The sequence below is a fragment of the Kitasatospora sp. NPDC001547 genome (assembly GCF_042894165.1).
In the GTDB taxonomy this organism is placed as follows: Bacteria; Actinomycetota; Actinomycetes; order Streptomycetales; family Streptomycetaceae; genus Kitasatospora.
In genome coordinates, this window is the sequence record NZ_JBIAVL010000004.1 from 316,111 (window position 1) to 340,970 (window position 24,860).

The following is a 24,860-nucleotide window of genomic DNA, read 5'->3' on the forward strand; positions in this document are numbered from 1 at the left end:
CGTTCTGTCGACTCGGCGCTGTGGCGGGCTACTTGGACAGGCTCTCCTGGACGACGGCGACGACGCCGTCGAGGTTGACCATCCGGATCAGCTCGGCCTGGTCGATCTCGATCCCGAAGGTGCGCTCCAGCGAGGAGAGGATCTCGATGGCGCCGAGCGAGTCGGCGTTGTGGTCCTCCTTGAAGCGGCTGGTGTCGGTGACCTCGTCGGCCTCCAGTTCGAGGATGTCGCAGACGATGTCCTTGATCTGGGCGCGCTGTTCGGCGGTGACGACCGCGGTGCTGGGCATTTCGCCTCCCGGTGAGGGTGGGTGCGACAGATTGATGATCTGAATTCTTCTCGGCCGCGCTGACGGGCAACTGACGTACAGCTGACGGTCGTTGGTCGGCTTGACAGTGCTTGCTCACACCTGTCAGTCTCAACTTTCAGGTAGGAGGAAGAGGGTGGGGGTGCTGACAAGCGCGGAGCTACTGGCCCTGCTGGCCGCCGTCGGGCACACCCAGCGCCTGCGGATCATCGGCGAACTGGCGCAGGGCCGGGTCCACGTCAGCGAACTGGCCCGACGGCTCGGCATGTCCAGGCCGCTGCTCTACATGCACCTGGAGCGGCTCGAACACGCCGGCCTGGTGGCCGGCGCGCTGGAGCTCTCCGGTGACGGGAAGGCCATGAAGTTCTTCGAACTCACCCCGTTCGACATCCACGTCACGGTCGACACCGTCATCGCCGCCCTCCGGGAGGACCGGGCGCAGGTCGAGCGGACCCAGCACGACGCCTGAAGGAGACCCGGCGTCGGAAGGAAGCACGGCGCGCGAAGGAACAGAAGGGACCCTCATGAGTGGCGGCGTGATCGCCATCGTCATCACACTGATCGTCATCGGCGGGATCAGCGTCAGCATCGTCTCGTACTTCACCCTCCAGCGGCACCGCGCGGACGCCGCGGCGATGGCCGCCTACCGGCGGCTGGCCGAGGACACCCTGGCCGGCCAGAAGCTGCTCCGGGGTGAACTGCGGGCGCTGACCGCCAGATTGGCGTCGGTCGAGGACCTGCTGCGAAGCGTCGACGAACACTGATATCCGGCCCGGTCACTCAGGAGATGCCCATGACCACCGCAACCGTGCACGGCATCGCCGATGCCGTGCGACTGAGGAACGTCTGCCGCCGCTACGGCAACGAGCGCAACCGGGTCGTCGCCCTCGACGACGTGTCGGTGGGCTTCGGCCGCAGCACCTTCACCGCCGTGATGGGACCGTCCGGATCGGGCAAGACCACGCTGCTGCAGTGCGCCGCCGGGCTGGACCGGCCGGACTCCGGCTCGGTCTCGCTGGACGGCCTGGAACTCGCCGGGCTCGGCGAGAAGGAGCTCACCAGGCTCCGCAGGGACCGGATCGGCTTCATCTTCCAGGCCTTCAACCTGCTGCCCGCGCTCAGCGTGGCCGACAACGTGGCCCTGCCACTGCGGCTGGCCGGGCGCCGGCCCGCACGGGAGAGCGTCGAGCGGGTGCTGGAGCAGGTCGGCCTCGGCGACCGCGGCGACCGCCGGCCCGGCGAACTGTCCGGCGGCCAGCAGCAGCGGGTCGCCATCGCCCGGGCCCTGATCACCCGGCCCGCGGTGCTCTTCGGCGACGAGCCGACCGGCGCGCTGGACACCCGCACCGCGGTGGAGATCCTGCGGCTGCTGCGCCAGGCCGTCCACGGCGACGGGCAGACCGCCGTCATGGTCACCCACGACCCGGTCGCCGCCTCCTACGCCGACCGGGTGCTGTTCCTGGCCGACGGACGGATCGTCGACGAGCTGAGCGGCGCCTCGGCCGACACCATCGCCGAGCGGATGACCCGGCTCGGCGCCTGGGGCGACAGTCCCGGCCCCGACTTCCCCGTCACCCGCGTCACCCGCGCCGGAGAGGCGGCCCGCTGATGTTCACCCTGGCCCTGCAGACCCTGCGGTTCCGCCGGACGAGCTTCGTCGCCTCCACCGTCGCGCTGTTCTTCGGCGCGGTGATCCTCACCGCCTGCGGCGGGCTGATGGAGACCGGCATCCGCCACCGGGTGCCGCCGTTCGCGGACGTCCCGCCGGGCACCCAGCAGGCGGCCAGCCGGCTGATCTCGATGTCCGCGGTGTTCGGCGGCATCGCCGCGATGGTCACCGTCTTCATCGTCGGCTCCACGCTGGCCCTGGTGGTCCAGCAGCGGCTCGGCGAGATGGCGCTGCTGCGCGCCATCGGCACCCTGCCGGGACAGCTCCGCCGGATGATCGTGGTGGAGACCCTGGCGGTCGCGCTGGTCGCCGTCGGCCTCGCCCTGGCGCCGGGCTACCTCGCCGGCGAGTGGATGCTGGAGCAGATCGCGGCCAGCGGGGTGGTGCCCAAGGGGATCGACTACACCGCCGGCTGGATCCCGATGCTCACCGCGGGCGGCACCTCGCTGCTCGCCGCGCTGAGCGCGGCCTTCATCGCCTCCCGCCGGGCGGCGCTGTCCCGGCCCGCCGACGCGCTCGCGGAGTCCCGCCTCCAGCACCGCTGGCTGAGCGGCCCGCGGCTGGCCTTCGCGGTGTTCTGCCTGGCCGGCGGCACCGCCCTGGCCGTGGTCACCGGGACGGTGATGAACGGCGAGGTCGCCGCCAGCACCGCCGGCCCCTCGGCGATGCTCTGGGCCGGCGGGATCGCCCTGCTCAGCCCCGGGCTGACCAAGGCGCTCACCGCGGTGTTCCACCGCCCGCTGCGCGCGCTGTTCGGGCTGACCGGGGACCTGGCGATGGACAACGCCCGGGCCCGGCGGATCCGGATCGCGGGCGCGGTCAGCCCCGTGATGCTGGCCACCGGGCTGTCCACCGCGCTGATCTACCTCCAGACCACGCTGTCCGCCGCGCAGGGCGGCGACGGGGTCGGCGCCTGGGTGGACTACCTGCTGGCCGGCAGCATCATCGCGTACGCGGTGATCTCGCTGGTCAACACCCTGGTGGTGGCGGCCTCCGAGCGCCGCCGGGAGTTCGCCCTGCAACGGCTCGTCGGCGCCACCCCCGGCCAGATCCTGGCGATGACCGGCATCGAGTCGGTGCTGGTCACCACCGTCGGCACGGTGCTCGGCACCTTCGTCGCCGGCGCGACGCTCGCGCCCTTCGGGATGGCGCTGGACGGTTCCTGGATGCCCCGCGGACCGGTCTGGATCTACCTCTCGATCGTCGGGTTCGTCGGGGCGCTGACCGCCCTGGCCAGTGTCTCGGCCACCGGGGCGGCCCTGCGGACGCCGCCGGCCGAGGCGCTCGCCACCCTGTGACCGGCCCCGGGCCCGGAGCGGTCCGGGCCCGGCCGGCCGGGCGGGACGAACGGCGCCCGGGGCGGCAGGAACGACTCCAACTCCGTGAACTCGTCGGGGTGTTGGGTGACCCACGACCAGTACCAGGGGATCGTGCGGGCGTACTCGCAGTAGTAGCGGCGGAGCGTGTTCAGGAGTCTTCGCTGGATGTCGCAGGTCACCGAGTCGCTGCGCCACACCAGCAGCATGTCGGTGCCCTCGGCGACGGAGATCGGGACCAGCCGCACCTCTCGGGTGGCGCCGGTGGGAGGCGTCAGCGCGGCGGCCCGGGCGTCCCGGACCCAGTTCATCGCCTCGTGGTGGCCGTCGACGTAGTGGAGCACCTCCAGCTCGGCGTGGCCGACGGAGGCGAACAGCTGCTTCTCGATCGGGTGGAACCAGTGGTCGCGGGTGTAGCGGACCCACCGCAGCGAGGCGAGCTGCGCCGGGCTCACGGCGTCCTGGCCGACCAGGCAGTGGTCGTGCGGGAGCGCCACCCAGACGGGCTCCCGCACGATCACCGTACTGGCCAGGGCGAGTTCGTCCGCCTCGGTCGAGGCGGCCAGCGCGACTCCGGGCACCATCGCGGCGTGCAGGGCGCCGCGGGACACCTGGGCGATGGCCGCGTCGGGGCTGAGCGTCTCGGTCTGCACCTCCTTGACCGGCAGGGCGGACTTGAGCGCGCTGCGCAGCGACGGCGGCGTCCACTCGGCGTTCCCGAACCGGAACACCTCCGTGAAGTGCGCGGTCGCCTCGGCGATCACCCGGTCGGCGTGCCGGACGAGTTCGGCCAGCATCGGGATGATCCGCTCGCCCAAGGCGGTCGGAATGATTCCGGTCCTGGTCCGCACGAACAGTTCGCCGCCCACCGCCCTTTCGATCCGCTTCAATTGCGCGGTGAGACTCGATTGCGGGAGGCTCAATTGGGCGGCGGCTCTGGAAATGCTGCCCAGCCGGTCGATGGTGGTGACGATCTTGGCATGCCTCAACTCGACGTCCACTGGGCCCCCGTCCGCGATTTCCACTTCCTCGCGCAACCACCAGGAAAATTCCAAGGCGGTCGCCACGCTAACAGAGCGATCCTGGAGCGTCCACAGCCGGACAGGCGCGAACGGGGTGAAATCGGGCGGTGGTTGCGGGCCCGGAAACGGCACGAACGGTGAGCGCCGTTCCAGGGATTCCGGAACGGGCATATGCCAAACGGAATCAGGCCGGTACGGGTCCGGCGAAGTCCAGCGCCCGCCGCGGCTCGCCGAGCAGGTCGGCCTGCCGCAGGATCGCCTGGTACGCGTGGTGCAGCGCCCGGCCGGGCTCCAGCCCCAGGTCGTCGGCGAGGCGCCGGCGGGTGCTGTGGAAGACCTCCAGCGCCTCGGCCTGCCGGCCGTCGCGGTAGAGCGCCAGCATCAACAGCTCGCTCAGGCGCTCCCGTTCGGAGTGCTCGTCGGCGAGCTGCCGCAGTTCGGACACCGGGACGCGGGCCGAGTCCACGGCGAGCTTGGCGGCGGTCAGGTCCTCGTACGCGCTGATCCTGCGCTCCTCCAGGTGGTCCGCCCGGATCCGGCAGCGCAGGCCGTCGCAGGAGTCCATCAGCGCTCCGCCGCGCCACAGGGCGAGCGCCTGCTCCAGGGCCGCGATGGCCCGGGCCGGGTCCCGGCGGACGAGGTCGCCGCCCTCGTCGGAGAGCCGCAGGAAGCGGTGGGCGTCGATGGCGTCCGGCGGGACGTCGAGGAGGTAGCCGCCGTTGGCGGTGCGGAGGGTTTCGTCGCCCTTGCGGCCGGTCACGGATTCCAGCAGCCGGCGCAGCCGGCCGACATTCGCCTGGAGGGCGTTGCGGGCATTGGCCATCGGCTGGTCGCCCCATAACTCGTCCACGATCTCGTCGAACGGGACGGGTATCCCCGGGGAGGTCGCCAGCAGGGCCAGCACGACGCTGGTCCGCTTCGACGCCATGGTGTAGTGCGCGTTCTCGTGCGACAGGAGCAGCGGGCCGAGAAGCTTGATTTCCAAAACAGCATCCCCCAATTTCCGATCCGTCCAGGCGAGTCTGCGCGACGCCGGTGCGGAGCGGGAGATACCAGCCGGGCGGCGGAGCCGCGGACGGGTGGTATGACACGCGCTGTCCATGACAGCCGGGGGGGCGCCGGATCGACGGGGGAGCGATCCGGCGCCCTGCTCGGAGGCGGGGGCGCGGCCTCGCCGCACCGCCCGGAACGGGTCGACGGGGACGCACCGTGACGGCGGGTCCTGATCTGTCGACCTGTCAGAAGAATGCTACAGGTGACGGGTTGAGCTGTCCATGGGGAGTCGGGGCGGCGGCTACGGCTGCCGGGTGTTCCGGCCGTAGCGGTCCAGCTCGTGGAAGAAGCCCTCCACCACGGCGAGTTCGCCCCGTGCCGCCAGTTCATCGTAGACGAACCTGCCGACCGCGAGGTCGAGAACGCCGAGCCCGAACGGGGAGAACACCACCGGGCGGTCGGTCGGCACCGCCACCCGCCCGGCCATCACCTCGTGGAGCGTGCCGTCGACGAAGTCCCGGTTGCCGGTGAGCTGTTCCGTCAGGTGCGGGGAGGTGTCGGCCTTCAGGCAGTGCTCGACGTCGTCCAGCACGTTGGCCGAGGCGAGCAGCACCTCGGGCGCCAGGTCGCGCAGCGAGACGTTGAGCACCACCGGGTTGTGGGAGAACCACGAGGGCTCGGTGAGGTGCGGCGCGGCGGCGACGGTGGCCAGGACCACCAGGTCCGAGGAGCGGACCAGCTCCTCGGCGCTCGCGTGCACGGTGATCCGCGGCGCGGCGCCGGCGCCCGCCTCGCCGGCGCCCGCCGGGCCTTCGCCTTCCGGCTCCGCGCCTTCCGCGTCCGGGCGTTCCGGGTCCGCGCGTTCGAGGTAGGCGCGGAAGCCGGCCGCGTGCTCGGCGGACAGGTCGTGCACCCCGACCTCGTCGAACTCCCAGCCGGTGCGGGCGAGGTAGGTGTGGATGTGCCGGGCGATCAGGCCGGTGCCGATGAAGCCGACCCGCCGCGGCCGGGGCCGGCCGGCGCAGAGCAGGTCGGCCGCCAGCGCGGCCGAGGCGGCGGTGCGGGCGGCGCTGATGATCGAGCTCTCCAGGCAGGCGATCGGGTAGCCGGTCGCGGGGTCGTTGAGCACCAGCACCGCGGAGGCCCGGGGCAGGCCGGAGGCCACGTTCTCCGGGAAGCTGGAGATCCACTTGATCCCGTCGACCGGCGTGTCGCCGCCCACCGAGGCCGGCAGCGCGATGATGCGCGAGGAGGGCCGGTCCGGGAAGCGCAGGAAGTACGAGGGCGGGTTGACCGTGCCGCCCTCGCCGTGCACCCGGTAGGTCGCCGCGACCAGGTCGAGGGTGTGCTTCTCGTTGCCGGACAGCACGCTGTGCACCTGCGCGCCGGGGATCACGGCGAACTGCGGGATCGGCCTCTGCTGGGTCATGGCTGGCTCCGTCTCGGGGGGAGATCTGGCCACAGCAGTGTCGCTGACCTGCGCTGACACCGCGCTGACGAACCGTCAGGTGTTCGATTCGTCGACAGGTACGGATCAACCCGACCTGCGACTTTCGGCCAGTGCCAAATGACCTGGTCGGACCTTACGCCGTTGCCTAGAGTCACTCTCTGGTGGCGCCGCCCTCAGCTTCTTCCAGCGGGGTGACGACCGACGGTGCCACCGCTGCCGGTATCCGGCACCACCCCTGCCGGAACACGTGGACCACCGAAGAGGAGTCACCAGTGCTCGACCGGGTTGTGATCGTAGGCGGCGGAACAGCGGGATGGATGACGGCTTCGTACCTGAAGGCCGCGTTCGAGGACCGGGTGGACATCACCCTCGTGGAGTCCGGCAACGTCTCCACCGTGGGCGTCGGCGAGGCCACCTTCAGCGACATCCGCCACTTCTTCGAGTTCCTCGGGCTCAAGGAGAAGGACTGGATGCCGGCCTGCAACGCCACGTACAAGCTCGCCGTGCGGTTCGAGAACTGGCGCGAGCCCGGCCACTACTTCTACCACCCGTTCGAGCAGATGCGCTCGGTCAACGGCTTCCCGCTCACCGACTGGTGGCTCAAGCAGCGCCCCACCGGCCGGTTCGACAAGGACTGCTTCGTGATGGCCTCGGTCATCGACGCCGGCCTCAGCCCGCGCCACCTCGACGGCACCCTCATCGACCAGCCCTTCGACGAGGGCGCGGACGAGATGCAGGGCCTCACCATGTCCGAGCACCAGGGCAAGACCCAGTTCCCGTACGCCTACCAGTTCGAGGCCGCGCTGCTCGCCAAGTACCTGACGCAGTACGCGACCGACAGAGGGGTCAGGCGCATCGTCGACGACGTCCAGGAGGTGAAGCTCGACGAGCGCGGCTGGATCAGCGGACTGCGCACCGCCGAGCACGGCGAGCTCACCGGCGACCTCTTCGTCGACTGCACCGGCTTCCGCGGCGTGCTGCTCAACCAGGCGCTGGAGGAGCCGTTCATCTCCTACCAGGACACCCTGCCCAACGACAGCGCGGTCGCCCTCCAGGTGCCGATGGACATGGAGAAGCGCGGCATGCTGCCGTGCACCACCGCCACCGCCCAGGACGCCGGCTGGATCTGGACGATCCCGCTGATGGGCCGGGTCGGCACCGGGTACGTCTACGCGAAGGACTACCTCTCCCCGGAGGAGGCCGAGCGGACCCTGCGCTCCTTCGTCGGCCCCGCCGCCGCCGACGTCGAGGCCAACCACATCAGGATGCGGATCGGCCGCAGCCGCAACTCCTGGTCCCGCAACTGCGTGGCCATCGGCCTCGCCAGCGGTTTCGTCGAGCCGCTGGAGTCGACCGGGATCTTCTTCATCCACCACGCCATCGAGCAACTGGTCAAGTACTTCCCGGCGGAGGACTGGAACCCGGTCCCGCGCGACCTCTACAACCGGGCCGTCGCCCACGTCATGGACGGGGTGCGCGAGTTCCTGGTGCTGCACTACGTCGCGGCCAAGCGCACCGACACCCAGTACTGGCGGGACACCAAGACCCGGAGCATCCCCGACTCGCTGGCCGAGCGGCTCGAACTCTGGAAGTCCCGGCTCCCCGACTCCGAGACGGTCTTCCCGTACTACCACGGCCTGCCGCCGTACTCCTACATGTGCGTCCTGCTGGGCATGGGCGGCATCGACGTGGCGCACTCGCCGGCCCTGGACCTGTCCGACGGCGCCGCCGCGGAACGGGAGTTCGCCCAGATCCGGGAGAAGACCGAGCGGCTCGTGGCGACCCTGCCCAAGGCGTACGACTACTTCGCCCGGATGCGCTGACCCCGATCCCCGGGAAGGGGCCCGTTCATCATGGACGTCCTCCAGTTCCTGATCCACGTCGCGCACGCGGCCGCCGTCCTCGGCGTCGTGCTGCTGATCGCCGTGGCGGGGAGGAGAGTCGCGCGCCGTCTGAGGCAGCCGGAGGTGATCGGGGAGATCACGGGGGGCCTGCTGGCCGGGCCCGCCGTGATCGCCCTGGTCGGCCGGCCCGCCTTCGACGACGTGCTGCCGGGGCCGGTGTTCGACCTCGTCAAGAACGTCGCCGAGGCCGCCCTGGTGCTCTTCCTGGTCGGCCTCGCCCACAAGCTGCGCCGGGGCCGGGACCGCCTGCCCCGGCGCGCCACCACCTGGATCACCGCCGGGGCCCTGGTGCCGCCGCTGGCCACCGGCTGCGTGCTGGTCGGACTGATCGCGCTCACCGGCGACCGGGCGGCCCGCGGCAGCGCCCCGCTGCCGGCCTACCTCCTGATGGTCGCCGTCACCATGTCCATCACCGCCGTCCCGGTGATGGCCCGCATCCTGGCCGACCGCCGGATGGGCGACACCGTGCCGGGCCGGCTCTCGCTGGCCTCGGCCGTCGTCATCGACGCGTTCGGCTGGCTGCTGCTCTCGGTGGCGATCAGCCTCGGCGCCGGGGACCTGGCGCGCTCGCTGCACTCGCTGCGCGCCCTGGCCGTCGGCGTGCTCTGCGCCCTGGCCATCCGCTACGCGCTGGGCACCCGCGCCGCCTCCAGGCTGTGCGGCCGCTCGCCCCGGGGGATGGCCGTCCTGGTCGGGGCGGCCGCCCTCGCGGTGGCCTTCGCCATGGAGCACCTCGGCATGACGTCGATCCTCGGCGCCGCACTGGCCGGGCTGGCGGTCCCGCACGACGACGGCGGACCGTGGACCCGCGTGGTGTCCACGGTCTCCCGGTCCGGGCAGTTCCTGACCCCCGCCTTCTTCGTGGTCACCGGGGTCACCGTGCTCACCCGCGCCTTCTCCGCCACCTCCGCGGTGCTGATCGCGGCCACGGTCCTGCTCGGCTTCCTCGGCAAGGGCCTCGGCGGCTACCTCGGGGCCCGGCTGGGCGGCCAGCGGCCGCCCGCCGCCCGGCGGATCGGCGCGCTGATGAACACCCGCGGCCTCACCGAGCTGATCGTCCTCCAGGCCGGCTACGCCTCCGGGGTGCTGCCCGCGCCGATGGTCCTGGCGCTGGTGGTGATGGCGCTGGCCACCACGGCGGCCACCGGGCCGCTGCTGGAACTGTTCGACCGGATGGAGGGCCGCCCGGCCGCCGCGGAGGCGCCCTCGGAGGTGGAGGCGGCCTCCGAGGTGGAAGCGATCAGCGCGACGGCCGTGGCGCCGAGGGAGTCCGTCGACACAGAAAGCGGTGCGAGATGACCGAGTACGCCGGTGAACCGGTCCGCGCGCGGACCGGGGCGGTGGGGACGGCAGGGGCCGTGAAGACGGCCGGGGCCGCTCCCGACGAGTTCCGGACCATGATGAGCGGGTTCCCCACGGGCGTGAGCGTGGTGTCCGCCACCGACCCCGACGGCCTCCCGAGGGGCATGACCTGCTCCGCCGTGTGCAGCGTCTCACTCGACCCGCCGACCCTCCTGGTCTGCCTGCGCGAGGGCAGCCCCACGCTCGAAGCCGTCACCGACAGCGGCTTGTTCGCGGTCAACCTGCTGCACGAGGACGCCCAGGGGACCGCCGAACTGTTCGCCTCCGGCGACCCGGACCGGTTCCAACTGCTCCCCTGGGAGCAGACCCCGGACGCGGCCGGGCCGCACCTGGTGCGCGACGCCCACACGGTGGCCGACTGCGGCGTGGTGCTGACCCAGCGGGTGGGCGACCACGTCACCGTGTACGGCGAGGTCCGCCGGGTCGTACGGCGCCACCACCAGCGGCCGCTGCTGTACGGGCTGCGCCAGTTCCGGGCCTGGCCGCGGAGCTGATCCCGGCGGGCCGGGACGGTCGTGGACCCCCGGCACCCCCGGCGCCCCCGGTACCCCCGGCACGGGACGGGTGCCGGGGGCGCCGGGGGCCACGGCGGTGGGGCCGGCGGCCGGCTAGGACGCGAGGAGGCGCGAGGTGCTCCGGGGCCGGACGCCGCAACCCGGCCGGTCGGCCCGGTCGGTCCGGTCGCGGTTCCCGACCGCGGGCACCGGCCGCACCGGACCGCCGTCCAGCAGCGCCATGCCGAGCGGCGTCACCGAGTGCAGCACGGTGTTGCGCACCCGGCGGGTGGTGATCAGCCCGGTCTGCCGCAGCACCGCCGCGTGCTGACTGGCACTGGCCGCCGAGATGCCCAGCCGGTCGGCGAGCTGACTGGTCGTACAACTCGCCCGCAGGGCCCGGAGGGCGGCCGCCCGGGTCTGGCCGACCAGCGCGCCGAGCGGCCGCGAGCTGCGGTCCCGCTCCTGCCACAGCTGCGCGCCCTTGAGGGCGTGCGGCGGGGCCGCGAAGACCAGCACCACCTGCTCGTCCGGACCCTCGGCGTCGATCGCCACGCCCGGCCGGTGGTTGAGGAAGACCGAGGGCGTGAGCACCAGGCCCCGGCCGCCCAGCCGGATGTCCTGGTCCGGCCCGCCGGGGATCTCCAGCACCGGCGCCCGCCAGGTCATCCGGGGGTGCGCGGTGGACAGCAGCAGCTCCACCCCGCCGGCCATCACGATCCGGCCGCGCGCCTCGCACTCGGCCACCAGGTAGGCGTGCAGGTGCTGCCAGAACGGCGCCACGGCCAGCCGCCAGGCCTCCAGCAGGCAGGCGTCCACGCCCGCCCCCGGGCGCTCCGGCGGCTCGGCCGCGCCGGGCGGCGCGTCGGGCTCCCCGGCGTACCGGAGCGCCTGCCGCAGCAGCGCCTCCACGTCGTGCTCCGGCCGGCCGTGCGGGCGGGCTGCCGGTCGGCGGGGCAGGCGCTCGTTCACCTGTTTTCGCCACCGGGCGTACGGCGCGTTCACGCCGCGGTCCAGCAGGTCGCGGGCGAAGGCCGACTCCGCGAGCGGGCCCAGGGTGCTCTTCAGACGGGTTCTGGCGAGGTCGGCGGCGGTGAAGTGGATCCTTTGCACGATGAGGGTCCCCGTTCCGTGTCGATGAGGGGGAAATCGACGCGGCCCGGCCGTACCCGCGCGGGTGGACCGGGCCCTTCCTCGGGTGGGATCGGACCGGGCCTACGAGGCCCGGGCGGTGGAGGCCTCGCGCAGGCTGCGCGGGCGCATGTCCGTCCAGTTGGCCTCGACGTAGGCCAGCGCGTCCTCGCGCGGCCCCTCGGCCAGGGCCACCGTCCAGCCGTCCGGCCGTTCGGCGAACGCGGGCCACAGGGAGTGCTGGCCCTCGTCGTTCACCAGCACCAGGAAGGTCCCGTCCGCGTCGTCAAAGGGGTTCGACATGTCGCACACTCCGTTCCGGGTCGGGGCGCGGGGACACCGGGCACACCCGCTCCGCACATGCTCCCTCGGCTCGCTGACATGGTGCTGATGGAGCCCCGGCGCGGCTCACCGGGACGCGGTGCCCGGTGAAGCCGCCTCGTCCACGGCTGACGCGGCGTGGCATCCGCCTCGTTCCCGACGTCCCGCGCGGTTCCGGCCGGCGATCCGGAGCGCCGTGCGCGAGATGGCAATTGAACGCGTTCAGTATTCCTGGCATGATCTTCCGCGCCGGCCACCGCCGACGCGGAACGAAGGAGCCTCCCGTGGACCCGAGCACGCCGTGGCGGAACCTGGGGCTCATCGGGCTGCGGCTCGCCGACCTGGCGGTCCGCTACGCCCTCACCTTCGCGGCGGTGCTCCTGGTGGCGTCGGCGGCGGGCGGCGGCTTCGCGGCGAGCGACGTGCGGGGGTTCGTGGTCCTCGTCGGGATCCCGTCCGTGGCGATCTGCGCCCTCCACTCGTTGTTCAGCACCCGTACGGGCACGGCGTTCCGGGGCCGGCTGGCCGGGCTGCTGCTCCCGCCGCTCTGGTTCCTGCTGTTCTTCCCGCCGCTCCTGCCCGTCCCCCTCCTGGGCCAGCTCCTCTTCGCCCTGTGCGTGGTCCGGGCGCCGCTGCTGGGGCCGCCCCGGATCCGGCCGCTGGTGCGCCGCGTCCTCGGCGCGGCCCGTGGCCGGCGCCGCGGGCCGGCATGAGAAGTCGGCCCCGCCGACTTCCTGTACGGGACCGATGCGGCGTACTCCGGGCCGGTGGCTGCCGGCCCGGGGGCCCGGGGCGGCGTCAGGCGCCGTGGAGGATGATCTCCTTCACGCCGTCCGCGACGGCCCTGCTCGTCCGCCACCGCCGCAGCAGGCGGTCCGCCGCCAGCGCCTCGACGACCGAGGTCAGCCAGGCGTCGTCGCCGAGCCGGTGCACCCGGCCGAGGTCGACGACGTTCCCGAGCAGCTGGCGCAGCACGGTGATCTCGGGCATCGGGTACCAGTGGCGGTGGTGGACGAACCGGGGCCGCCACACGTCATAGGGGCGCCGGACCATGGTGTCCAGCCAGGAGCCGTGGGCGCCGATCCCGTCGTGCCTGGTCAGGAGGCCGCCGGCCGGGGTGCTGAAGAAGCGTCCGCTGGTGACCCCGAGTTCCAGGCTCATCAGGCGGTCCCACGGCACCAGGAACGGCTCCTGGCCGGTGACGCGGTGCTCGAACCCCTCGGGGAGGACGGCGAGGTGGGCCCTGCTCCGGTGGTCTCCGATGAACCAGCCGCCGTCGGTCCGCACCAGCGGGCCGAGGCCGACCGGCGGCACGTGGACACCGGGGGCGTCGGAGGGGGTCGACCGGTCCGCGGGGGTGGGGTGGTTGGCGTTCACGGCTCTCCTCGGGTCATGCGGCAGCTGTTCGCCGGTCGGACTCGCCGGCCCACCCCGTGGGTCACCATATCGGCCGGTGGGGGCCGTCGGGCGGGAGAACGCGAAAGGCCCCCCGACGGGTGGGCTACTCGGCGTCCGGGGCGGCGGCGGCCGGGGCGCCCTCCATCGCGGTCATCCGCGGCAGCAGGAGCAGCACCGCGACCAGCAGGGCCAGCAGCAGGCCGCCGCCGACCAGGAGCGGGGTGCGGACGCCGACGGTGGAGGCGATCCAACCGCTCAGGGCGGCACCGGCCATGATGCCGAGTCGGCTCAGCAGCATGTAGCAGCTGTTGACCCGGCCGAGCAGCTCCTTCGGCACGGCCTGCTGGCGCAGCGAGATCGCCTGGATGTTCCAGGTGACCATCCCGAAGCCGATCACGGCGTACAGCGCGGCCACTTCGGCCACCGTGGTGCTCAGGCCGATCAGGATCAGCGAGGCGCCCATCAGCAGGAAGGCGAGGGCGATCCGGGTGCCCCGGCCGAGCAGCCGGCTGAGCCGGCCGGCCAGGGTGCTGGCGGCGGTGCCGCCGATGGCGCCGGCCGCGAGGACGATGCCGTAGGCGGCGGCGGGGGCGTGGATGACCTTGGTGACCATCAGGACCACCATGGTGGTGCCGGTGAAGCAGGCCAGCGCGCCGAGGGTGGAGAGCACGGCGAGCATCCGCACGTCGCGGTGGTGCAGCAGCCAGTCGACGCCCTCGCGGATCTCGGTGAGCACCGGGCGGCGGTCGGCCCGGGTGCGCGGGGCGGTGGAGCGGCCGGTGGCGGCGACCAGGACGGCGGCGAGCGCGAAGGATATGCCGTCCACCGTGAAGGGCGAGGCGACGGCCACGGCGAACAGCGCGGAGCCGACCAGCGGGCCGACCAGGTTGCCGCCGACCAGCATGTTGGCCTGCAACCGGCCGTTGGCGGCGTCGAGTTGGTCGGGGCGGACCAGCTCGGGGACGGCGGAGGTGGCGGCGTTGGAGAAGACCGTCTCGCCGCAGCCGAGCAGGAAGGCCAGCGCGGCCAGCGCCACCAGCGGAGGGTCGGCGACCAGCACCCAGCAGGCGAAGCCCAGGACGACCGCGGCGCGGGCGGCGTCGATCGTCCACATCAGCCGCCGCCGGTCGGCCCGGTCGGCGAGCACCCCGCCGTACAGGGACATCACCAGGAAGGGCAGCGACGCGGCGACCGAGACCACGGAGACCGCGCTGGGGGAGTCGGAGACGGCCACCGCCAGCAGCGGCAGGGCGGAGTCCCGCATGCCGTCGCCGACCGAGGAGATCGCCGACGCGGACCACAGCAGATTGAACTTCCGGCCCAGTCGGGGACGGCTCTTGGACGGCTTCGCGGCCAGGTCAGCTGAGGTCACCGAGGCAGTATGTCATGTCCGCGGAGGACTTCCCGGGTGGTTTCCGAACTGCCTGAGGTGTCCCGAACTGTCCGTTTCGGCAAGGGCGTCGGGCTCATCCCGGGGTGTCCGGAGTGTCCGGGCGGAGCGGTCGGCGGGGCGGGCGGCTCCCGGCGGTCGCGGCAGGGTCCCGGGCGGGGGCCGCTGGGCCCGACCGCCCGACCGCCCGACCGCTTCCCGGCCGGCGGGCGCGGGCCTGCGGGCGGGCACGCGCCCGGACCTGGCGGGGGTCAGTGCTTCGGGACGGCGTCCGCGGACTCCGGCAGCGGGTAGGCGCCCGGGTCGACCGGGCCCGGGAGGCCGGTGGCCGGGCGGCCGGGCGCGGTCGGGTCGGGCAGCGAGGGCTGGGCGGGCGGCGCCGGAACCTGGCTGAACGGGATGCCGGGCGGCGCCTGGACCGGGGTGCTGCGGCCGAACGGCGGGGCGGTGCGGCCCTGGACGGCGCACCCCGCCAGCGTCTCCAGGCCGTCCGGGCTCTGCACGGCCGGCTGGTTGCCGCTGAAGCAGTTGGCCGGGTCGACGGAGGCCAGGACGAGGTCGGTGCCGTTGCCGGTGGCCCGGTTGTCCTCGACCCGGTTGCCGCTCGCGGGGTGCCCGGGCGGGTCGGTGACCACGATGCCGGCCGCGCGGTTGCCCCGGACCAGGTTGCGCTGCACCTGGTTGGCCGTGCCGCCGCCGATCCCGATGCCGATCCCCCAGGCGCCGTCGGCCTGTTGGGGGGTGTCGGAGGCGTTGTTGTCGGTGACGACGTTGCCCGCGATCACCGCGCCGTGCTGCGGGGCGAGGGCCTCCAGGTCGTTGGAGTTGACGGTGACGCCGACCCGGTTGCCGTTGATCCGGTTGCCGACGATGGTGACCCCGTCGGAGGCGTTGGTGAGCTCGATGCCGACGGCGTTGCGCTCGACGGTGTTGCCGCGCACCAGGGTGTCGCAGGGCTTGCACTGGCCGACGTAGATGCCCGAGTCGGCCTGCCCGGAGGCGTACGAGTCCTCGATGACGCCGCCGCGGGCGTCGAAGGCGTAGATGCCGTACAGGCCGTTGTTGTACGAGGTGACGTTGCTCGCCCGGAAGCCCTCGACGACCGGGAAGCGGGCGGTGTCCAGCGGGTCGTAGGCGGAGCCGCCGGCGCCGCGCTGCTGGAGCTTCTCGTCGGTGACGCCGGTGAACAGCACGCCGTTGGCGAGGTATCCGTGGACGGTGAGGTTCTCCACCACCGAGCCGGGGCCGGTCGCCGTGATGCCGTTGACCAGCCGCAGCCCGCCGTCCAGGACCACGGTGCCGCGGTCGGTGCCGCGCAGCACGATCCGCGGCTTGGTCAGGCGCACGCTCTCCCGGTAGGTGCCCGGGTCGACCAGCACGGTGTCCCCTTCGCGGGCGACGTCCACCGCCTGCTGGATGGTCGGGAAGTGCTGCGGGACCCGGACGACCGTGCCGTCCGGGTGCTTGGCGTCGGAGGAGGACGAGCCGCCCGAGGAGCAGCCGGCGAGGGCGAGGACGGCGGCGGCGAGCAGCGCCGGCAGGCGCCTGGCGGTTCGGGCCCCGGGCGAGGGGGTTGTGCCGGAGCGCAGGTGACGTGTGGTCAAAAGTTGCATACGGCGTGTTCTATCGTCTCCAATGTCGCCCATGCATGCCGAAACCGGAAAGGCGCAGGACCAGCCACCGACCGTCAGAAGCGGCGGCGTGGATCGAAGGGGGCTGCTCGCGGGCGGGGCGGCGGTGGCCGCCGGGCTCGGCGCGGGGGTCACGGCGCTGGCGCTGGGCGGCGGGAACGCCCGGGACGGCCGCGGCCGGACGGCGGCGGCGCCGGAGCCGTCGGCGGTGCCCTTCCACGGCGAACGGCAGTCCGGGGTGACCGCCCCGCAGCAGCCGGCCACCGAGCTGCTGGCCCTCGACCTGGCGCCCGCCGCGACCTCGGACGGCCGGGCCGCCCTGCGCGGCCTGCTCGGCGGGTTGACCCGGGTGCTGGCCGAGGCGGCGGGCGACGAACCGGCGGACTCGCGGCTGCAGGGCGGCCGACCGGCCCGGCTGAGCAGCCTGGTGGGGGTCGGCCCCGGTCTCGCCGCCCGGTTGGGGCTGGACGTTCCGCCCGCCCTGCTGGCCGGGCTGCCCGACTTCCCCGGGGACCGGCTCGACCCGGCGCGCGGCGGCGGCGACCTGGTGGTCCAGCTGTGCGCGGAGGACCGCTGGCCGCTGTCCGTCGTCGCCGAGCAGGTGGGCGCGACGGCCCGGGCGGCCGGCGCCACGGTGCGCTGGACGCAGTCCGGCTTCCTGGCCCGGACGGCCGCCGGCGCCACCCCGCGCAACCTGTTCGGCTTCAAGGACGGCACGGCGAACCCGGACGGCACGGACGCCGGGCAGTGGGTCTGGGGCCCGCCGGGGCCGTACGAGCACGGGACGGTACTGGTCTACCGCCGGATCCGGATGGACACCGCCGCCTTCGCCGCCCTCCCCGGGGACCGCCAGGAACAGGTGATGGGCCGTCGGGCCGGCGACGGCGCCCCGCTCACCGGTACGGCGGAGCACGACGAGCCGGACATCTACGCCAAGAACCCGGACGGCTCGTACGTCATCCCCGCCACCGCGCACGTCCGGCTCTCCAGCCCCCGGCTGGACGGCGGCGCCCGGATGCTGCGCCGGGGCTACAGCTACGACGACGGCCCGGGCGACCGCGGCCTGCTGTTCTGCGCCTTCGTGCGCGACCCGGCCCAGTTCACCCGGGTCCAGAACCGGCTGGCCGCGCGCGACGCGCTCAACGCCTTCGTCGAGCACACGGCCTCGGCGGTGGCCTACGTGCTGCCGGGCGCCCCGGCGGGCGGGACGCTGGGGGACGGGCTGTTCGGCTGAGCCGTGCGGGGGAACGGTCGCTGTCCGGCGGGACTTCACCGGTACCGGTGTCGGGGCGGCGGGCCCGGCCGTGCGCGGAGTGGCGAGGGGAGGCCCGGCGCGCCGGCGCCCTCGGGAGCGGTGGTCGGCGCCCTGCTCGACGGGTGGCGCCGAGCAGGGCGCCGACCGCCGCGGCGCCCCGGGCCCTACCGGTCCACCGGGCGGCTACCAGTCCACCGGGAGGCGGGCCGGGCTCCGGGTGGTGCCGCCGAGCTGCCAGGCGAGCTCCGCGACCGGGACGGTGAGGCGCAGGCCCGGCAGGGCGGTGGCGAGGCGGTGCAGGGACTCGCGCATCTCCAACCGGACCCGCCAGGCGCCGATGCAGTAGTGCGGGCCGGCACTGAAGGCGAGGGTGGGGGCGGGCAGCGGCAGGCCGAGGTCGGCGTCGAGGCCGTCGGGGTAGACGGCCGGGTCGCGGTTGGCGCTGCCGAGGCTGACGGCGACGACCGCGCCGGCCGGCACGGTGACGCCGCCGACCTCGATCGGCGCGGTGGTGCGGCGGATGGTCGCCTCGTCGTCGCCGAGCGGGATGTAGTGCAGCAGCCGTTCGGCGGTGCGCTCGGCGACGTCCGGGTCGGCGAGGCGCGGCCAGTGCTCGGGGCGTTCGCCGAGCACGTAGACCAGGGCGTTGGCGAGTGCCCCGGCGACGCTCTCGTTGCCGCTGGCGGTGAGCCCGGCGGCGAGGAAGACGAGTGACTCCTCGGGGACGCCGCCGTCCTGGTCGGCTGCCCGGACTAGTCGGCTGACCAGGTCGTCGCCGGGCTCGCGGCGCCGGCGGGCGACCAACTCGCCCATGAAGGCGCCGAATTCGGCGAGGGTGTCGCCGTGGTCGGCCCCGTCGGCCCCCTCGGCGCCGGTCGGCCCGTCGCCCTGTTCGTCGCCCTGGGCGAGCAGGGCGACGGTCCAGCGGTGCAGCCGCTCCTCGTCCAGGTGGTCCGGCCCGTCCCCGTCGAGCCCCATCAGCCGGGTGGTGACGGCGAACGGCACCGGCCGGGCGAACGCGGGGACCAGATCGGCCGGCGGGCCGGCGGCGACCAGCCGGTCCACGGACTGCTGGACGGCGGCCGCGACCCACGGCTGCCAGCCGGCGATGGCGCGCGGGGTGAAGGCCCGTTGGACGGTGCCGCGCAGCCGGCGGTGGGCGGGCCCGTCCTGGTTGAACAGGGACGCCGGGTTGGCGGCCACGTCGGCGGTGGCGCCCGCGGTGCCGACGTCATGCAGGTCGGCCCGGGTGACCCGGGGGTCGCCGAGGACCTGGCGGACGTCGTGGTAGCGGGTGATCAGCCACGCGGGGGTGCCGTCCGGGAGGGTGGTGGGGTGGGGCGGCTGGGCCGGGGTGGTGGGGAGCCGGTGGAGCGGGGGCAGGGTGGTCCGGGTGTCGGCTGCGGCGGAGTCCATGGGTCCCTTCGCGGAGTTCGGAGGTCCGGCAGGTCGGGGGAGCCGGCGCATCCAATTGTCATATATTCATAGGGACTTGGACGCTTGCGGCGATTCTCCCGTTACGCCCCGATGGTATGCCCTCGGCGCTCCCAGCCGGGTGCCGGATCGACGGGCAGCAGCGGCCGGAGCGCGCCCAGCACGGCGCCGATGCAGGTGTCCCGCAGCTCGGTGCGGGTGCAGGTCTCCTCGGTCAGCCAGTCGAGGACCAGTACCCGGACGAACACCAGCCAGCCGCGCAGGACTTGGGACACCGCCTGCCGCGCCCGCTCGTCCGCGAGCGGGAGGACGCCGAGCAGCCGGTCGCGCAGGGCGTCGAGCTCCTCGGCGATGATGGTCTGGATCACCTGGTCCCCGGCCAGCACGCGGTTGGCCGCGAGCACGGCGTGCCGGTTGGCGACGAAGTAGTCCAGGTGGGCGTCCATGCCCTCGACCAGCTGCTCGACCAGGGTGTCGGCCGGGTCGAACCGGCTCCTGGCGAGCAGGTCGTCGGCGGCCTCCCGGTAGACGGCGGCGAAGAGCTCGTGCTTGCTCGGGAAGTGCCGGTAGAGCAGCGCGCGGGAGACCCCGGCCCGCTCGGCGACCTCCTCCATCAGCACCTCCTCGTACGGCCGTTCGGCGAACAGCCGGGCACTGACGGAGAGCAGCTGGGCGCGTCGCTCGGCGGGGGCGAGCCGGCGGCGGCGTTCGTGGACTGGCATGCGGGCAGGTTACTTGACACGTGTCTACTTGGCGGCGCTAGCCTGGTGCCGCACGCTTAGTAGACACGTGTCAACTGTGTCGACCGGACCTCTGTGACGGGTGGGTGGGTCATGGCCAGGGCATTACGGGTGCTCGTGTGGACGATGGGGGTCGCCTGCGTGGCGATCGGCTTCTTCCACCTGCTGCTGGGGAACGCCGCGATCCCCGGGATCGCGGACGCCGGCCCGACGGTCGACAGCTTCGGCCGCTTCATGGGCGCGGTCTTCGCCGGGTATGGCGCGGCCTGGATCCAGGCCGCCCGGCAGGCGCCGGTGCCCGCCCGGGCGGTGCGGTGGCTGGCTGCGGTGCTGCTGCTGGGCGGCCTCGCGCGGGTGCTGTCGATCGCGGCGGACGGCCGGCCGCACTGGTTCCAACTGGTGCTGATGGCCGTCGAATTCGGGCTCCCACCGGTCTACTGGTGGCTCGCCGACGCGGACGAGCGGGCACGCGGCGGGGGCCGGCCCGGCGGGGGCCGGCCTGCCGAGGGCCAAGCCGTCGGGGCCGGGCCCGCCGGAGCCGGGCCCACCAGGGCGTAGCCCGGCGGCGCGACGCCGTACCCGGCCGTCCTGGACGGGTACGGCGTCGCCACTGCCGCGGGCGCCCTCGGCGGGCCGGCCGCACCGGGCGACTATGCTTCCGCACCGACCGAACGCCCGTCCGAGAGGGGAGCCCGGAAGATGAGCGGCACCGTGGTGGCAGTCAGCAGCAACGCCGAGTACGCGTTCACCAAACCGAACCGGGACGGCATCACACTGCTCGCCGGGCTGGGCGTCGAGGGGGACGTGCACGCCGGGGTGACGGTCAAGCACCGTTCCCGGATGGCCCAGGACCCGACCGCGCCCAACCTGCGCCAGGTCCACCTGATCCACCGCGAACTGCTCGCCGAACTCGGCGAGTCCGGCTTCGACGTGGCGCCGGGCGCGCTCGGCGAGAACATCACCACCGAAGGTGTCGACCTGCTCGGCCTGCCGGTCGGCGCGGTGCTGCGGATCGGCCCGGAGGCGGAGGTGGAGATCACCGGCCTGCGCAACCCGTGCGCCCAGATCGACGGCTACCGGCCCGGTCTGCTCAAGCAGGTCGTCGGCCGCGCCGAGGACGGCACGATCGTGCGCCGCGCCGGAGTCATGGGCGTCGTCCGTACCGGCGGCCCCGTCCGGCCCGGCGACACCGTCGAGGTCGACCTCCCGGACGGCCCGCACCGCCCGCTCGACCGGGTCTGAGGACCGTCAGGCACCGGTCGCTTCCCCGCCGAGGTGGCGCAGGTCGTAGAGGTACGACCGGCCCGCCTTCCAACTGCGCCACGGCCCGGCCGGCGGAAGCGCCCGGTGCCGGTCCTCGCCCAGCAGCGGACCGGAGTTGGGCACCCCCGCGGCGTCGACCACGCACCAGCCCCGCTCCGGCAGCCACCGGCACCACAGGTCCAGGTCCTGCCGCCGGTACGACGGTCGGCCGTTGAAGACGCCGTCCGGATCGAAGCGGTACACCAGGCCGTCCAGCCGGCGGACGAACTCGATGGACACGGTGGGCTCCTCCCTCTGTTTCGACCGCGCTGCCGCGGCGGCGACCGGCGCCGTCGCAGCGTCCGGATCACCCGGAGCCGTCGGGAGCCGCGCGTTCATGCCCTCCAGCAGGGACCGCACGCCCAGCTCCCAGGCGAGGGGGTACCCCTACCGGGTACCGATGCGCAACAGGACGCCCTCCGGCCGGCAGGTGCCGCCGGAGGGCGTCCTGTGCTGTGCTGTGCGTCCTGTGCTGTGCGTCCCCGCGATCCGCCCGTGCGGGCCTCAGGAGCGGACCAGGCGGGCGATGGCCTGGTTGGCCTCGCGGATCTTGGTGCTCGCCTCCTGGCCGCCCTCGGCGATGGCGTCGCGGACGCAGCATTCGATGTGCTCGTCCAGGAGTTGGAGGGCGAAGGACTGGAGCGCGCGACTGGCGGCGGACACCTGGGTGAGGACGTCGATGCAGTAGGTGTCCTGTTCGACCATGCGCTGGAGGCCACGGATCTGGCCCTCGACGCGGCGGAGCCGCTTGAGGAAGTCGTCCTTGTGGGAGCTGTAGCTGGCCATGGCCGTCTCCGGTTCCTGTGCGGTGAGGAGTGGTCTCACTCTACCGGGGGCGCGGTGGGGTGGAGCCGGCCCGGACGGGCGGGGTGGTGCCCGCCCGGGCCGACGACGGTGGGTCAGCCCTGGACGCGGCCGACCAGCTCGTAACCGGCCTCGTCCACGGCGGCGGCCACGTCGGAGTCGGCGAGCGGCTTGGTGCTGCCGACGGTGACCTGGCCGGTGGCGAGGTCCACGGCGACGTCTTCCACGCCGTCGAGCTTCTTCAGCTCGGCGGTCACCGAGGAGACGCAGTGACCGCAGGTCATGCCCTGGACCTGGAAGACCGAGGTCCGGGCGGACTCGGCGGCGGGGGCCGCACCGGCGTTGGTGCCGCACGAGCCGCAGCAGGAGGAGGTCTCGGCGGCGGCGGACTCGACGGTGACGGTGGTCTCGCTCATGGGTGTGCTCCTGTCGTGGGTGCCCGGCGCCGACCCGGACTGCCCGGGCGGCTGCTTCATCTCGAAGGTACCATACCCCCCTAGGGTAATGAAGGGGCTCGCCGGGAGCCGCGCCCGAAGCCGCCAACACCACGCTGTGGCAGTGCTGTTGCCCTCGGAGGCGCTCAACCCAGGGGGTTCTCGGCTTCGGTGAGTCGCAGGCTCGCCTGCCACAGGCGCAGTCGGGCCGCGCTGTCGTAGGCCTGGGAGTGGGCGCGTGCGTCGCGGGTGCGGTCGTAGAAGCGTCCGGTGGTACCGGCGAGTGCCGGGTCGGTGACGAGCCGGCGGGTGGCGGTCACTCCTTCTTCCAGCGTGTCGATGCTGTGTCCGATCTCGGCGAGGACGATCTTGGTCGGCATGTAGGTCGCGGGGTGCAGGCTGTTGACCGTGACCTCGTCGGCGGGCAGGCGTGCGGCGAGCTCGAAGCCGGACGCGATCTGGGCGAGCTTGCTCTGGCCGTAGGCCCGGGTGCCGTCGTAGTCGCGCTCCAGCATCAGGTTCTCGAAGTCGAGCGGGTGCTGGCCGATGGAAGCGACGTTGACGATGCGGGCCGGCGCTGACGCGCGCAGCAGCGGCAGGAGTTCGAGGGTGAGCAGGAAGCCGGCGAGGTGGTTGACGGCGAAGCGCAGCTCGTGGCCGTCGGCGCTGGTGCGGCGGGTGCGGCCGTCCGGTTGCCCGGCGCCGATGCCGGCGTTGTTCACCAGGACGTCGAGTCGGTCCACCGACGCCCGGATCTCGGCGGCCATGCGGCGGACCTGGCCGAGGTCGGCGAGGTCCGCGGTCACGGTCCGGGGCCCGGATGCGCCGCGGGCCGCGAACCGGTCTGCGACGCGGTCGAGTTTGGCCTGGTCGCGGCCGTGCAGGATCAGGTCGGCGCCGTCGGCTGCCAGGCGTTCGGCCAGCGCCAGGCCGAGGCCGTCGGTGGCCCCCGTGACGAGGATGGTGCGGCGAGGGGTCATTGCCGGTCCCCCCGGTCGATCACCGTGCCGGTCGGGGGTTGGGCGGTCTGCGTGAGGGTGGCCGTGAGGTCCTCGACGAGGTCGTCGCCCATGGGCCGGCGCGTGGCCAGGAGGCGGTACCACAGGGTGCCGAACACGATGTCCAGGACGGTGGACGGAGCAGGGCGGGGCGGCAGGTCGCCCCGTGTCCGGGCCCGGTCGAGGACTGCCTGGAGCGCGTCGCGCCGGCGCTGCAGGAAGGCACTGCGGAAGAGTCGGCCGAACTCCTCGTTGATCTGGGCCTCCGCCATCAGGACGCGCAGGATGTCGACGACAAGCTGCTGGCGGCCGAGCCGGAAGGTGTCCCCGAGGAAGGCCCGTAGGTCGTCGGCATAGGAGCCGTGGTCGGCGTTCGTGACGTACAGATCGGCTTTCACCGCGAGTGCTTCGAGGAGAACGTGGGCCTTGGAGGGCCACCAGCGGTAGATCGTCTGTTTGCCGCATCCGGCGCGGTTGGCGATTCCTTCGATCGTCAGGCCCGCGTATCCGACCTCGCCGACCAGTTCGAACGCCGCGACCAGGATCGCCATCCGGCTCTCCTCGCTGCGCTTGCGTCCCGGGCGTGACTCCAAGGGGGGTTGATCGTCCATGACCATGGAGGCTAGCTTAATTCGAGACGCAGCGGTTCGAAATAAGGAGACGTCATGTCCCAGCGCACTGCCCTCGTGGTCGGGGGAACGTCCGGCATCGGGCTCGCAACGGCCCGCCTGCTCCAGGCTCGTGGCGCCACGGTGCACATCGCCGGCCGCAGCAAGGAGCGCCTTGACGCCCTTGCCGTCACGGACGCCGAACTGGTCGGGCACCGGGCCGACGCCGGAAACCCTGACGAGATGAGCGCCCTCGCCGAGGCGACCGGCGGCATCGACTGGCTGGTCCTGGCGGCCGGCGGAAGCGAAGGGCCGGGGCCGGTGGCCGATCTCGACCTGACGATGCTGCGACGCGCGTTCGAGGCGAAGTTCTGGCCCCACGTCACCACGATCCAGGCGGTCCTACCGCACCTCACGCCGGACGGGTCCATCACCCTGCTCAGCGCCATCACCGCGCGGACCGGCATGCCGGGAACCGCCGGCATCGCCGCCATCAACGGCGCCGTCGAGGCCCTGATCAGGCCGCTGGCCGCGGAACTCGCTCCGATACGGGTGAACGCCGTCTCTCCCGGGCTCGTCGACACGCCCTGGTGGAACGGCCTGCCGGAGGACGCCAAGCGCGAGTACTTCGCACAGGCGGCCGCCACCCTGCCGGTCCGCCACATCGCCTCGGCACAGGAGATCGCCGAGGTCGTGGCCCTGGCCGCCACCAATGCCAACCTCACGGGCACCATCATCGAGACCGACGGGGGCGCGCGTCTGGTCTCGCTCGGCTGACCTGCCCACCGCGCCGTGGCGTCCTGCTCCTGCCGCCTCACCTCGGCAGGGGCAGGACGCCGACACCCAACGCCGGGGTGACCCCCGGCCGGGCCGGCGCATGGTCCGGCCCCCCGGTGG

At 73.4% G+C, this 24,860-nt stretch carries 28 protein-coding genes; 12 read left to right on the forward strand and 16 right to left on the reverse strand.

Going from position 1 to position 24,860, the window contains the following annotated elements; genetic code table 11:
• Positions 1–28 precede the first annotated feature (28 nt).
• The gene (locus tag ACFY0X_RS09635) at positions 29–289 is read right to left on the reverse strand and encodes an acyl carrier protein (protein ID WP_387751263.1); all 261 of its coding nucleotides are present in this window, start codon (positions 287–289) and stop codon (positions 29–31) included.
• Between the two features lie 163 nt (positions 290–452).
• Here ACFY0X_RS09635 and ACFY0X_RS09640 point away from each other — a divergent pair, with 163 nt between their 5' ends.
• The 4 genes from ACFY0X_RS09640 to ACFY0X_RS09655 are packed head-to-tail and all read left to right on the forward strand — an operon-like array spanning position 453 to position 3,274.
• The gene (locus ACFY0X_RS09640) at positions 453–776 is read left to right on the forward strand and encodes an ArsR/SmtB family transcription factor (protein ID WP_387751924.1); all 324 of its coding nucleotides are present in this window, start codon (positions 453–455) and stop codon (positions 774–776) included.
• Positions 777–831: 55 nt separating this feature from the next.
• Positions 832–1,071: a hypothetical protein gene (locus tag ACFY0X_RS09645; RefSeq protein ID WP_387751265.1), complete on the forward strand. Its 240-nt coding sequence runs from the start codon at positions 832–834 to the stop codon at positions 1,069–1,071.
• A 29-nt stretch (positions 1,072–1,100) separates the two neighbouring features.
• Complete coding sequence (locus ACFY0X_RS09650) at positions 1,101–1,916, forward strand: ABC transporter ATP-binding protein (protein ID WP_387751268.1); 816 nt, start codon at positions 1,101–1,103, stop codon at positions 1,914–1,916.
• Positions 1,916–3,274 (forward strand): ABC transporter permease, encoded by a 1,359-nt coding sequence (locus ACFY0X_RS09655; protein WP_387751271.1) that lies wholly within the window; start codon positions 1,916–1,918, stop codon positions 3,272–3,274. Before ACFY0X_RS09650 ends, ACFY0X_RS09655 begins: the two co-directional genes overlap by 1 nt.
• On the opposite strand, the gene ACFY0X_RS09660 is transcribed toward ACFY0X_RS09655, so the two are convergent.
• The 3 genes from ACFY0X_RS09660 to ACFY0X_RS09670 all read right to left on the reverse strand — a co-directional run bounded on the left by ACFY0X_RS09660 (position 3,166) and on the right by ACFY0X_RS09670 (position 6,736).
• Positions 3,166–4,281 carry a LysR family transcriptional regulator gene (locus tag ACFY0X_RS09660; protein ID WP_387751273.1) on the reverse strand — a complete coding sequence of 372 codons (1,116 nt, stop codon included), beginning with the start codon at positions 4,279–4,281 and terminating at the stop codon, positions 3,166–3,168. The two genes, ACFY0X_RS09655 and ACFY0X_RS09660, sit on opposite strands and share 109 nt — an antisense overlap.
• 217 nt (positions 4,282–4,498) lie before the next feature.
• A complete protein-coding gene (locus tag ACFY0X_RS09665; protein ID WP_387751276.1) occupies positions 4,499–5,299 on the reverse strand; it encodes a BTAD domain-containing putative transcriptional regulator in 801 nt (266 codons plus the stop codon).
• A 309-nt stretch (positions 5,300–5,608) separates the two neighbouring features.
• Positions 5,609–6,736: a 2,3-diaminopropionate biosynthesis protein SbnB gene (locus tag ACFY0X_RS09670; RefSeq protein ID WP_387751279.1), complete on the reverse strand. Its 1,128-nt coding sequence runs from the start codon at positions 6,734–6,736 to the stop codon at positions 5,609–5,611.
• 293 nt (positions 6,737–7,029) lie between these two features.
• Here ACFY0X_RS09670 and ACFY0X_RS09675 point away from each other — a divergent pair, with 293 nt between their 5' ends.
• From ACFY0X_RS09675 to ACFY0X_RS09685, 3 genes are read left to right on the forward strand one after another with little or no spacing between them, the layout of a single operon-like run.
• Positions 7,030–8,580 (forward strand): tryptophan halogenase family protein, encoded by a 1,551-nt coding sequence (locus ACFY0X_RS09675; RefSeq protein ID WP_387751282.1) that lies wholly within the window; start codon positions 7,030–7,032, stop codon positions 8,578–8,580.
• A gap of 30 nt (positions 8,581–8,610) precedes the next feature.
• Positions 8,611–9,960 carry a cation:proton antiporter gene (locus ACFY0X_RS09680; protein WP_387751285.1) on the forward strand — a complete coding sequence of 450 codons (1,350 nt, stop codon included), beginning with the start codon at positions 8,611–8,613 and terminating at the stop codon, positions 9,958–9,960.
• On the forward strand, positions 9,957–10,517 hold the full coding sequence (locus ACFY0X_RS09685) for a flavin reductase family protein (protein ID WP_387751288.1): 561 nt from the start codon (positions 9,957–9,959) through the stop codon (positions 10,515–10,517). The genes ACFY0X_RS09680 and ACFY0X_RS09685 overlap by 4 nt, the downstream gene beginning before the upstream one ends.
• Positions 10,518–10,631: 114 nt before the next feature.
• Here ACFY0X_RS09685 and ACFY0X_RS09690 read toward each other — a convergent pair whose 3' ends face one another.
• On the reverse strand, positions 10,632–11,630 hold the full coding sequence (locus ACFY0X_RS09690; RefSeq protein WP_387751290.1) for an ArsR family transcriptional regulator: 999 nt from the start codon (positions 11,628–11,630) through the stop codon (positions 10,632–10,634).
• 102 nt (positions 11,631–11,732) lie between these two features.
• Positions 11,733–11,951, reverse strand: a complete 219-nt coding sequence (locus ACFY0X_RS09695; protein WP_387751293.1) for an MbtH family protein — start codon at positions 11,949–11,951, stop codon at positions 11,733–11,735.
• A 302-nt stretch (positions 11,952–12,253) separates the two neighbouring features.
• On the opposite strand from ACFY0X_RS09695, the gene ACFY0X_RS09700 reads away from it, so the two are divergent.
• Complete coding sequence (locus ACFY0X_RS09700; RefSeq protein WP_387751295.1) at positions 12,254–12,682, forward strand: hypothetical protein; 429 nt, start codon at positions 12,254–12,256, stop codon at positions 12,680–12,682.
• Positions 12,683–12,767: 85 nt separating this feature from the next.
• Here ACFY0X_RS09700 and ACFY0X_RS09705 read toward each other — a convergent pair whose 3' ends face one another.
• The 3 genes from ACFY0X_RS09705 to ACFY0X_RS09715 all read right to left on the reverse strand — a co-directional run bounded on the left by ACFY0X_RS09705 (position 12,768) and on the right by ACFY0X_RS09715 (position 16,361).
• Positions 12,768–13,346, reverse strand: a complete 579-nt coding sequence (locus ACFY0X_RS09705) for a hypothetical protein (protein WP_387751298.1) — start codon at positions 13,344–13,346, stop codon at positions 12,768–12,770.
• A 124-nt stretch (positions 13,347–13,470) separates the two neighbouring features.
• Positions 13,471–14,739: an MFS transporter gene (locus tag ACFY0X_RS09710; RefSeq protein WP_387751301.1), complete on the reverse strand. Its 1,269-nt coding sequence runs from the start codon at positions 14,737–14,739 to the stop codon at positions 13,471–13,473.
• Positions 14,740–15,008: 269 nt separating this feature from the next.
• Positions 15,009–16,361, reverse strand: coding sequence for a right-handed parallel beta-helix repeat-containing protein (locus ACFY0X_RS09715; protein ID WP_387751304.1), 1,353 nt, complete (start codon positions 16,359–16,361; stop codon positions 15,009–15,011).
• 97 nt (positions 16,362–16,458) lie between these two features.
• Here ACFY0X_RS09715 and ACFY0X_RS09720 point away from each other — a divergent pair, with 97 nt between their 5' ends.
• Positions 16,459–17,622 (forward strand): Dyp-type peroxidase, encoded by a 1,164-nt coding sequence (locus ACFY0X_RS09720; RefSeq protein ID WP_387751306.1) that lies wholly within the window; start codon positions 16,459–16,461, stop codon positions 17,620–17,622.
• 204 nt (positions 17,623–17,826) lie between these two features.
• Here ACFY0X_RS09720 and ACFY0X_RS09725 read toward each other — a convergent pair whose 3' ends face one another.
• A complete protein-coding gene (locus tag ACFY0X_RS09725; protein WP_387751309.1) occupies positions 17,827–19,059 on the reverse strand; it encodes a cytochrome P450 in 1,233 nt (410 codons plus the stop codon).
• 101 nt (positions 19,060–19,160) lie between these two features.
• On the reverse strand, positions 19,161–19,799 hold the full coding sequence (locus tag ACFY0X_RS09730) for a TetR/AcrR family transcriptional regulator (RefSeq protein ID WP_387751312.1): 639 nt from the start codon (positions 19,797–19,799) through the stop codon (positions 19,161–19,163).
• 111 nt (positions 19,800–19,910) lie between these two features.
• On the opposite strand from ACFY0X_RS09730, the gene ACFY0X_RS09735 reads away from it, so the two are divergent.
• Complete coding sequence (locus ACFY0X_RS09735) at positions 19,911–20,375, forward strand: DUF4345 domain-containing protein (protein WP_387751315.1); 465 nt, start codon at positions 19,911–19,913, stop codon at positions 20,373–20,375.
• Positions 20,376–20,516: 141 nt separating this feature from the next.
• On the forward strand, positions 20,517–21,059 hold the full coding sequence (locus ACFY0X_RS09740; protein ID WP_387751318.1) for an MOSC domain-containing protein: 543 nt from the start codon (positions 20,517–20,519) through the stop codon (positions 21,057–21,059).
• Positions 21,060–21,065: 6 nt separating this feature from the next.
• On the opposite strand, the gene ACFY0X_RS09745 is transcribed toward ACFY0X_RS09740, so the two are convergent.
• The 5 genes from ACFY0X_RS09745 to ACFY0X_RS09765 form a co-directional block, all read right to left on the reverse strand.
• The gene (locus ACFY0X_RS09745) at positions 21,066–21,359 is read right to left on the reverse strand and encodes a hypothetical protein (RefSeq protein WP_387751321.1); all 294 of its coding nucleotides are present in this window, start codon (positions 21,357–21,359) and stop codon (positions 21,066–21,068) included.
• Positions 21,360–21,623: 264 nt separating this feature from the next.
• Positions 21,624–21,905, reverse strand: a complete 282-nt coding sequence (locus ACFY0X_RS09750) for a metal-sensitive transcriptional regulator (RefSeq protein WP_355267078.1) — start codon at positions 21,903–21,905, stop codon at positions 21,624–21,626.
• A 113-nt stretch (positions 21,906–22,018) separates the two neighbouring features.
• Positions 22,019–22,339, reverse strand: coding sequence for a heavy-metal-associated domain-containing protein (locus tag ACFY0X_RS09755; protein ID WP_387751323.1), 321 nt, complete (start codon positions 22,337–22,339; stop codon positions 22,019–22,021).
• 164 nt (positions 22,340–22,503) lie between these two features.
• Positions 22,504–23,337: an SDR family NAD(P)-dependent oxidoreductase gene (locus ACFY0X_RS09760; protein WP_387751326.1), complete on the reverse strand. Its 834-nt coding sequence runs from the start codon at positions 23,335–23,337 to the stop codon at positions 22,504–22,506.
• Complete coding sequence (locus tag ACFY0X_RS09765) at positions 23,334–23,906, reverse strand: TetR/AcrR family transcriptional regulator (protein ID WP_387751329.1); 573 nt, start codon at positions 23,904–23,906, stop codon at positions 23,334–23,336. The genes ACFY0X_RS09760 and ACFY0X_RS09765 overlap by 4 nt, the downstream gene beginning before the upstream one ends.
• Positions 23,907–24,020: 114 nt before the next feature.
• Here ACFY0X_RS09765 and ACFY0X_RS09770 point away from each other — a divergent pair, with 114 nt between their 5' ends.
• Positions 24,021–24,740, forward strand: a complete 720-nt coding sequence (locus ACFY0X_RS09770) for an SDR family oxidoreductase (protein ID WP_387751331.1) — start codon at positions 24,021–24,023, stop codon at positions 24,738–24,740.
• Positions 24,741–24,860 lie beyond the last annotated feature (120 nt).